This is a genomic window from Caulobacter sp. (genome assembly GCF_049283275.1).
In the GTDB taxonomy this organism is placed as follows: domain Bacteria; phylum Pseudomonadota; class Alphaproteobacteria; order Caulobacterales; family Caulobacteraceae; genus Caulobacter.
The window spans coordinates 1-8,813 of sequence record NZ_JBAPVS010000059.1; the positions used below are offsets into that span (position 1 = coordinate 1).

Annotated in this window: 10 protein-coding genes; 8 read left to right on the forward strand and 2 right to left on the reverse strand. The window is 68.4% G+C overall.

Annotated elements, in window-relative coordinates; all coding sequences use genetic code 11:
- Positions 1–733 precede the first annotated feature (733 nt).
- Both WAL33_RS02930 and WAL33_RS02935 read left to right on the forward strand, forming a co-directional pair.
- The gene (locus WAL33_RS02930; RefSeq protein ID WP_422178313.1) at positions 734–1,060 is read left to right on the forward strand and encodes a DUF2794 domain-containing protein; all 327 of its coding nucleotides are present in this window, start codon (positions 734–736) and stop codon (positions 1,058–1,060) included.
- A 75-nt stretch (positions 1,061–1,135) separates the two neighbouring features.
- Positions 1,136–1,699, forward strand: coding sequence for an HdeD family acid-resistance protein (locus tag WAL33_RS02935; protein WP_422178315.1), 564 nt, complete (start codon positions 1,136–1,138; stop codon positions 1,697–1,699).
- A 58-nt stretch (positions 1,700–1,757) separates the two neighbouring features.
- Here the strand turns inward: WAL33_RS02935 and WAL33_RS02940 are convergent, their stop codons facing one another.
- The gene (locus WAL33_RS02940) at positions 1,758–2,510 is read right to left on the reverse strand and encodes a Bax inhibitor-1/YccA family protein (RefSeq protein ID WP_422178317.1); all 753 of its coding nucleotides are present in this window, start codon (positions 2,508–2,510) and stop codon (positions 1,758–1,760) included.
- Positions 2,511–2,655: 145 nt separating this feature from the next.
- On the opposite strand from WAL33_RS02940, the gene WAL33_RS02945 reads away from it, so the two are divergent.
- From WAL33_RS02945 to WAL33_RS02960, 4 genes are all read left to right on the forward strand, one after another.
- Positions 2,656–3,708 (forward strand): aldo/keto reductase, encoded by a 1,053-nt coding sequence (locus tag WAL33_RS02945; RefSeq protein ID WP_422178319.1) that lies wholly within the window; start codon positions 2,656–2,658, stop codon positions 3,706–3,708.
- A 150-nt stretch (positions 3,709–3,858) separates the two neighbouring features.
- Entirely contained in the window at positions 3,859–4,395 is a 537-nt protein-coding gene (gene thpR, locus WAL33_RS02950; protein ID WP_422178321.1) for an RNA 2',3'-cyclic phosphodiesterase, read from the forward strand.
- Positions 4,396–4,498: 103 nt separating this feature from the next.
- Positions 4,499–4,960 carry a DUF4126 domain-containing protein gene (locus tag WAL33_RS02955; protein WP_422178323.1) on the forward strand — a complete coding sequence of 154 codons (462 nt, stop codon included), beginning with the start codon at positions 4,499–4,501 and terminating at the stop codon, positions 4,958–4,960.
- 3 nt (positions 4,961–4,963) lie between these two features.
- Positions 4,964–6,376: an FAD-containing oxidoreductase gene (locus tag WAL33_RS02960; protein ID WP_422178325.1), complete on the forward strand. Its 1,413-nt coding sequence runs from the start codon at positions 4,964–4,966 to the stop codon at positions 6,374–6,376.
- Positions 6,377–6,432: 56 nt separating this feature from the next.
- Here WAL33_RS02960 and WAL33_RS02965 read toward each other — a convergent pair whose 3' ends face one another.
- Positions 6,433–6,813: a DUF2237 family protein gene (locus tag WAL33_RS02965; RefSeq protein ID WP_422178327.1), complete on the reverse strand. Its 381-nt coding sequence runs from the start codon at positions 6,811–6,813 to the stop codon at positions 6,433–6,435.
- A 127-nt stretch (positions 6,814–6,940) separates the two neighbouring features.
- Here WAL33_RS02965 and WAL33_RS02970 point away from each other — a divergent pair, with 127 nt between their 5' ends.
- Positions 6,941–7,819: an HpcH/HpaI aldolase/citrate lyase family protein gene (locus WAL33_RS02970; protein ID WP_422178329.1), complete on the forward strand. Its 879-nt coding sequence runs from the start codon at positions 6,941–6,943 to the stop codon at positions 7,817–7,819.
- A gap of 21 nt (positions 7,820–7,840) precedes the next feature.
- Positions 7,841–8,767: a hypothetical protein gene (locus WAL33_RS02975; RefSeq protein ID WP_422178331.1), complete on the forward strand. Its 927-nt coding sequence runs from the start codon at positions 7,841–7,843 to the stop codon at positions 8,765–8,767.
- Positions 8,768–8,813 lie beyond the last annotated feature (46 nt).

The window sequence follows — 8,813 nt, forward strand, 5'->3', positions numbered from 1 at the left end:
GTAGAAGGTCCTCCCCTGTGGGGGAGGTGTCGGCGAAGCCGACGGAGGGGGCGTGATCGGACGATCGCCGCACCCCGGGTCTCCAATGGCAAACTCCCCTACCGATCGCTTCGCGATCGCCTCCCCATAGGGGGAGGACCAGTCATGCCACAAAGAAAGACCCGCGCGGGAGGGGTTCACCGCGCGGGCCTCTTAGGGGAGGGGAATGTCGAGTTCGTCGGCCGACCGGCGCTCCGAATCAGGAAGGCTGGGGGGCTGTTCAGGGTCCGGACCCGAGAGTCCGATCGACCGACACTGAACTTGTGGCGTGACAACCCGGCGCAGGAGCGGCGCGATCAAGGTCGTTTCGCGGCCGTTCGTGTCGGGGATGTGTCCGCCGCGCTCCACGCCGGAAGGGTCCAGACGCGAAAACCCCGCGTGGAGAGGGGGCGCCACGCGGGGTCTCAAGCGGTAATAGAGGGTCACTGTCGGCCGACCGGCCCACGATCGAGGGGGCTGGGGGGGCTGTTCAGGATCCTGAACCGCAGGATGTCCGACCGGCCGACAGGTTCAAGATGGTGGGCCAACCGGGCGGCGAGGGGTCGAAATTAAGGTCATTTCGTGGCCCGCCGGGACGGCGCGGAGCTTATCAAGCGCCACTGTAGCAGGGCCGCAACGCTGACGACCGCCGCGCCGCCGCCTTCGCTTCAGCGGCGCTCGCCTCCGAGCCCGATTTGGGTTTAGGATTCGTCCGATGGCCTTGGATTCCCGCCCTGTCGCCGGTGTCGTTTTCTTCGAGCGTCGCGAGATCGACCAGCTCCTGCGGCTCTATGGCCGGATGGTCGCCGCCGGCGAATGGCGCGACTACGGCATGGCCGGACAAAGCGACCACGCGGTGTTTTCCGTGTTCCGCCACGCGGCCGAGTCGCCGCTCTATCGCATCGAAAAGCGCCCGGCCTTGGCGCGCAAGCAGGGCGAATGGGCGGTGATCGGCCAAGGCGGCCTGACGCTCAAGCGCGGCCACGACCTGGCCCAGGTGCTGCGGATGTTCGACAAGGGCCGTTTTAAGCTCGTCGATTGACACGACTGTGAGAGTGTCGCGAGGCGGTCGGCGTTTTCATGAGACCGGCCGAAGCTCGGCCTGACAGGAGCCCCCATGATCGTCGAACCCCTTTCCGTGGTCCACCTTCTGGCGCGCACCTGGTGGCTGGCGCTGCTGCGCGGCCTGGCGGCCATCCTGTTCGGCGCCCTGGTCCTGCTGTGGCCGCAACTGACCCTGGTCAGTCTGGTGATCCTCTACGCCGTCTACGCCCTGAGTGACGGGATGTTCGCCCTGGCCGAGGCGCTGCGGGGCGGCGGCCTGATCCCGCGTTGGTGGCTGGTGGTGATCGGGGCGGGAAACCTGCTGACCGCCGCCGCCGCCCTGGCTTGGCCGGCGCTCACCGCCATCCTGCTGATCATCCTGATCGGCGCCTCGGCCGTGACGCGCGGCCTGTTCGAGATCGTCGGCGCCGTCCATTTGCGCAAGGTCATCGACAATGAATGGACGCTGGTCGCGTCGGGGACGATCTCGGTGCTGTTCGGGATCGGGGTGATGCTGGCGCCGCGGGCCGGCGCGGTGGCCTTGGCCTGGTTGATCGGCCTGTGGGCCATCGCCCTGGGCCTGCTGATCGTGGTGCTGGCGCTGCGGCTGCGCCGGCTTCGACAGGCGCTCCGCTAAAGAAAAAAGCCCCGGCGGTTTCCCGCCGGGGCCTTCGTCTCAAGTCTGGATCAGGCGTCTAGCGGCGGCTGCCGAAGATGCTGAGCAGGAATTGGAACAGGTTGATGAAGTTCAGATACAGGTTCAGCGCGCCGTAGTTGGTGGCCACCGCCATCGACTGCTGGTCGCCGCCCATCTGGTAGTAGCTCATCTTCAGGTTCTGGGTGTCGTAGGCGATCAGGCCCGCGAAGATGAACACGCCCAGGATGCTGATGATGAAGCTCAGGCCCGGCAGTTGCAGGAACATCTGGGCCAGCGACGCCAGAACCAGGCCGATCAGGCCCATGATCAGGAAGCTGCCGAAACCGGTCAGGTCCTTCTTGGTGGTGTAGCCGAACAGCGAGAGACCGCCGAAGGCGATGGCCGTGATCAGGAAGGTCTGGGCCACCGAGGCGCCGGTATAGGCCAGCAGCCACACGCCCAGGCCCGCGCCGATCGTCGACACCAGAGCCCAGTAGAAGATGCCCGACGACTTGGCGGTCGGGTTCTTCATGGCGAACATCGAGACCAGGATCATCACGATGGGCGCGAAACGGATCACGGTGCCCAGCAGGGTGAAGCCGGCCAGGCGGCCGTCGGCCGTCGTCAGGTACAGCAGGTTGGTGACCGGCGCGTAGGCGCTGGTCAGAAAGGCCAGCCCGGCCGACAGCAGGAGACCCAACGCCACCTTGTTGTAGACGCCGAGCATGAAACTACGCAGGCCGGCGTCAACCGACATGTCGGCGCGATCCGCGGGGATCGAGCGCGCGTAGCCGCGGTTGAGGTCGTTCATAGGGATAAGGCCCTTCGAAAAAGATCACGTCCGTGTTGGACGCTCCCCGAATATCGGGGTCCCGCGAGGATCATGCAAGATGTTGCGCTTTCCGTGGCGCTTGCCGCCCTTAAGATAGGGGCCGCATATCCTTGAAAGGCGCCATATGGATTACGTGGAACTCGGCCGGACCGGCATCCAGGTCTCGCGCTGCTGCCTGGGCACCATGACCTGGGGCTCGCAGAACAGCGAGGCGGAAGCCCACGAACAGATGGACTACGCCCTCGATCAGGGCGTGACCTTCTGGGACACCGCCGAGATGTACGCCAGCCCGCCCAATCCCGAGACCCAAGGCAGCACCGAGCGCCATATCGGTTCGTGGCTGAAGAAGACCGGAAAGCGCCAGCAGATCGTCCTGGCCTCCAAGGTCGCCGGCCGGGGCGCGGCGTTCGGGGGTCTGTCCTGGATGCGGCCCGATGGCGGCCCCACGCGCCAGACCAAGGCCCAGATCGACTACGCGGTCGAACAATCGCTCAAGCGCCTGAACACCGACTATCTGGACCTCTATCAGCTGCACTGGCCCGACCGTCCCGTGCGGGTGTTCGGCGGCCAGACCTTCAAGGACTATGAGCAGGACTTCGAGGCGTTCGGCGACATCCTCGAGGCGCTGGACGCCCATGTTAAGAAGGGGACGATCCGCTCGATCGGGGTCTCCAACGAGTTTCCGTGGGGCGTGATGCGCTTCGTGGCCGAGGCCGAGGCGAAAGGCCTGCCACGCATCGCCTCGATCCAGAACGCCTACCACCTGGCCAACCGCACGTTCGAATACGGCCTGGCCGAGATCGCCCTGCGCGAACAGGTGGGCCTGCTGGCCTATTCGCCCCTGGCCCAGGGCGCCCTGACCGGCAAGTACCTGGACGGCAAGCTGCCGGCCGGTTCGCGCAAGGCGCTCTACAACCGCATGCAGCGCTATGAGGGTCCCGGCGCCGAGGAGGCGATCCGCGGCTATGTGGACCTGGCCGCCCATTTCGGCGTCGACCCGGCCCAGCTGGCCCTGAAGTTCTGCGACACCCGCCCGTTTGTCACGGCCACCATCATCGGCGCGACCTCGATGGACCAGCTGAAGACCAACATCGCCGCCTTCGACCTGACCTGGACCGAGGAAATGGAAAAAGCGGTCAACGCGCTGCACGCCCTGCAGCCCAATCCTTGTCCGTAATTCCTCCCCCTGTGGGGGAGGCGGCCGCAGGCCGGTGGGGGGAGTCTTGGGATTGTCGACCCGGAGTGTGGCCAGCGACCAAACCCTCCCCCCTCCGTCGGCTTCGCCGACACCTCCCCCGCGGGAGGAGGATCGGCTAAAACCCCCTTCATGATCCGCCTGTTCACCGCCATCGCCATCCCCGCCGAGGTCGGCGATCACCTGTTGCCGCGCCAGCACGGCGTCGAGGGCGCGCGCTGGCGGCCGCGCGAGGCCTTCCACATCACCTTGAAGTTCATCGGCGACGTGCAGGAGACCACCGCGGCCGATGTGGACGAGGAACTGCGGGGCATCGAGGCCCCGGCCTTCGACCTGGAACTTCAGGGTGTCGGCCATTTCGGCGAAGGGATCGAGATCCACGCCGTCTGGGCCGGGGTCGCCGAGAACCCCGACCTGCGCCGGCTGGCCAAGGCCCACGAGAGCGCCGCCCGCCGGGCCGGTCTCAAGCCGGAGAGCCGCGTCTACACCCCGCACGTCACCCTGGCCTATCTGAAGCGGCCCGCCGTGCCCGAGGTCGCCGCCTGGATCCAGGCCAACAACCTGCTGCACTCGACGCCGTTCCGCGTCGACCGCTTCGGCCTCTATTCCAGCTGGCGCACCCACGAGGGTTCGGCCTATCGCCTGGAGGCGGAGTATCCGCTGGGCTGAGGCCGGCGGCGCCGGAGCGGAAACATCCAAGAACGGCGTTCGCGCTTGCGGTTTGATCGCGCCGCGCGCCAGATCGGCGGCGCTCAACGGCCGGAGACCCCGCATGTCGCTCTATCTGTTCGCCCTGCTGATCGGGGTCGTCGCCGGCCTGCGCGCCATGACCGCCCCGGCCGCCGTCGCCTGGGGCGCACATCTGGGGCTCATTTCCCTTGAAGGCACGCCGCTGGCGTGGCTAGGCGGGACCATCGCCACCTGGGTGTTCACCGCCCTGGCCGTGCTGGAGCTGGTCGGCGATCAGCTGCCCAAGACCCCCAGCCGCAAGGTGCCGGTGCAGTTTGGAACCCGCATCGTCAGCGGCGCCTTTTCCGGCGCGGTGATCGGCATGAGCGCGAACGCCTGGATCGGCGGCGCCGTCTGCGGCGCGATCGGCGCTGTCCTCGGCACCCTGGGCGGGGCCGAGGTGCGCGGCCGCCTGGCCAAGGCGTTTCGCAAGGACCGGCCGGCCGGCCTGCTCGAGGACGTCGTCGCCGTGGCCGGCGCGGCCCTGATCGTCTCGGCCCTCTGATCCATGGCCGCCCCCAATCCCGAAAAGCGAAGCTTCGACGCCATCATCATCGGGGCCGGACAGGCCGGACCGTCCCTGGCGGGGCGGCTGACTGACGCCGGACAGACCGTCGCCATCATCGAACGCCAGGACTTCGGCGGCACCTGCGTCAACACCGGCTGCATGCCGACCAAGACCCTGGTGGCCAGCGCCTACGCCGCCCACCTGGCGCGGCGCTCGGCCGAGTACGGCGTCACGCTGCAGGGTGACGTGGGCGTCGACATGAAGCGCGTCCACGACCGCGCCCGGACCGTCACCCTGAACGCCCGGGGCAATCTGGAAACGTGGCTGGGCGGCATGAAGGGCTGCACGGTCATTCACGGCCACGCCCGCTTCGAGTCGGCCGATACGGTGCGGGTCGGCGACGCTGTGCTGACCGCCCCGAAGATCTTCCTCAATGTCGGCGGCCGGGCCAATGCGCCGGACATGCCGGGGCTGAACGACATCCGCTATCTGACCAATGTCGGCATGATGGCGGTCGAGACGCTTCCCAAGCATCTGGTGATCGTCGGCGGCAGCTATATCGGCCTGGAGTTCGCCCAGATGTACCGGCGCTTCGGGGCAGAGGTGACGGTGGTCGAGATGGGGCCGCGCCTGATCGGCCGCGAGGACCCTGAGATTTCCGACGCGGTGCGCGAGATCCTCGAGGCCGAGGGGGTGAACGTCCGCCTCAACGCCGAATGCATCAGCTTCGCGCCCAACAAGCCAGAGGGGGGCGAGGAGGGCGTCTGCGTCCACGTCACCTGTGAAGAGGGCGCGCCTCAGGTGACCGGCTCGCACGTGCTGCTGGCCATCGGCCGCAAGCCCAACACCGACGACCTGGGGTTGGACAAGGCCGGGGTCGAGCTCGATAAACGCGGCTATGTGGTTGTTGACGACCAGCTGAAGACCAGCAATCCCGGCGTCTGGGCCATGGGCGACTGCAACGGCAAGGGCGCCTTCACCCACACCGCCTATAACGACTTCGAGATCATCGCCGCCAATCTGCTCGATGACGACCCGCGCAAGGTCAGCGACCGCATCGCCTGCTACGGCCTGTTCATCGACCCGCCCCTGGGCCGGGTGGGCATGACCGAGGCCGAGGCCCGCGCCACCGGCCGGCCGCTGCTGGTCGGCAAGCGCCCGATGACCCGGGTCGGGCGGGCGGTCGAGAAGGGCGAGACCCAGGGCTTCATGAAGGTGATCGTGGACGCCGAGAGCAAGCAGATCCTCGGCGCGGCGATCCTGGGCCTGAACGGCGACGAGGTCGTGCACGGCATGATCGATCTGATGTACGCCAAGGCGCCCTACACGGTGATCCAGCGCGCGGTGCACATCCATCCGACCGTGTCGGAGCTGATCCCCACGATGCTGGGCGAGCTGAAGCCGCTGGAATAATCGACAGGTGCTCGGTGCGAGGTCCTCGTTTTCGTCTCTCAGGCGCCGAGTGCAAGTTACGCCACCGCGTGGTCCTTGAGCACGCCCAGCGACACCACCGCCAGCATCTCCTCGTGCGTCGCCTCCAGGACGACCTGCGGGGCGACGCCGGCGTCCAGGGCTTCCTTCCAGCGGCCGGCGCACAGGCACCAGCGGTCGCCAGGGATCAGGCCGCGAAAGGCGTATTCCGGACGTGGGGTCGACAGGTCGTTGCCGGTGGCCGCCGAGAAGGCCAGGAATTCGGCGGTCATCACCGCGCAGACGGTGTGCAGGCCCAGATCGTGCGGCCCGGTCTCGCAACAGCCGTTGCGATAGAAGCCGGTCACCGGGTTCAGCGAGCAGGGCTGCAGCTCCTGGCCCAGGACGTTCTTGGCGGTGTCGTCATAGCGCGTGGTCATGCCGCCAGCTTAAACCCGTTCCGGCAAATCTGGACACCGTTCTGACGTCGTCGCGCGTGACGACTTCCGGCGCGGCGCTTCAGATGCTTTAGAGGAGGACAAGAGCAAGAATTCCAGCGGGAGCCTCATGTCCGACATCGCCCGGCCGCGCCGCAGCGCCCTCTACATGCCCGCCTCCAACGCCAAGGCGGTGGACAAGGCGCGCACCCTGGACGCCGACGTGATCATCCTGGACCTTGAGGACGCCGTCGCGCCCGACATGAAGGACGCCGCCCGCGACGCCGCGGTCGCTGCGGTCAAGTCCGGGGGCTTTGGCCCGCGCGAGATCGTCATCCGCACCAACGGCCTGGACACCCCCTGGGGCGAGGCCGATCTGAAGGCCGCCGCCGATGCTGGCCCGGACGCCGTTCTTGTCCCGAAGGTCAATGACGCCGCCGACGTCTACGCCTACCAGGCCGCCCTGCACGCCGCCCCGGCCGCCACCAAGCTGTGGACCATGATCGAGACCGGCAAGGCCGCCTTCCACCTGTGGGAGATCGCGGCGGCCTCGCGCACCACCCGCCTCTCCGGCTGGGTGATGGGGGTCAACGACCTGGCCAAGGAGATGCGGGCCCGCCAGACCCCGGGCCGCGAGGCCTTCCTGCCGATCCTGTCGCTGTCGGTCGCCGCCGCCCGGGCCCACGGCTTGACCATCCTGGACGGGGTGCACAACGACATCGAGGACCTGGACGCCCTGGAGGCGGTCTGCGGCCAGGCCGTCGACTTCGGCTTCGACGGCAAGACCCTGATCCATCCCAAGCACCTGGAGATCTGCAACCGCGCCTTCTCGCCCACCGAGGGCGAGATCGCCTGGAGCCGGGCGGTGATCGCCGCCTTCGCCGCGCCCGAAAACGCCGGCAAGGGCGCCCTGCGGGTCGAGGGCAAGATGGCCGAGCGGCTGCACCTTGTTCAGGCCGAACGGCTGGTGGCGGTGGCCGCCGCCATCGCCGAACGCTCGGCCGCCTAGACGCAAGGCCTCGAGGACCTCATGCGCGCGCTCCTGATCTTCCTGCTGGCCCTTTCCGCCGCGCCGGTCCTGGCTCAGGAAGCGGCCACGCCCGTCGATCCCAACACCCTGCCCGCCGTGGCCGGGCAGGCCGTCGACCCCCTGGCCGACCTGATCGCTCAAAGCGGCCCCCAGACCACGGACGAAGAGGACGCCGCGCCCCCGGCGCCGGCCGCCCCGCACGCGCCGACCATCCTGCCGATCCCCAGGCCCGAGGCGGCCCCCCAGGGCGCCTCTATGCCGACGGCCGAGGCCTACGACCTGCGCGTCAAGGGCTCGATCCTCGCCGCCCAGGGCCTGCAGGGTCCGCTGGACGGCGGCTGGTTGATCGAGGGTCCGGACGGCGAGACGCTCTATGCGTTGCAGATGGTCGACAAGGTGGGCGGGTCTGACGGGCTGGAAGGCGCCTGGCGCGACCTGCGGCGGCCCGGCGCGGTGGGCTCCACCGGTCTGATCGATTTCGTCGACCGCTCCCCCAGCGGTTTCCTGGCCCGGTTCTCGCCGCGTTCCGGCCAGCTGGCGACCCTGGACCTGACGCCGCGCGGCGACGGGTCGTGGGCCGGCAAGCTCAACGACAACGGCGTGGAGACCCGGGTCACAGCCCATCGCGTGGCCCAGGCGACCCTGCCGCCGGGTTATGTCCCCACCGGCCGAGGCCCCGTGATCTGGGGCGCCCGCCCGGCCGCGCCGCGCGTGGTCGCCGAGGCGCCCGCCAAGGCTTGCTCGACCAAGGGCAAGAAGGGCAAGGCGCTGAAGGCGGCCAAGGCCAAGTGCGCTGCGGCCGCCAGGAAGGGCGGCAAGAGCAAGGCCACGGCGAGCAAGGGCAAGAAGGGCGCTAAGGGCAAGGCCGTGGCGAAGGGCAAGGGTTCGGCCAAGGGCAAGGCGACGGCCAAGAAGAAGAAGCGGTGATCTGCTCCCTTCCCCCTTGATGGGGGAAGGGCCGGGGATGGGGGTG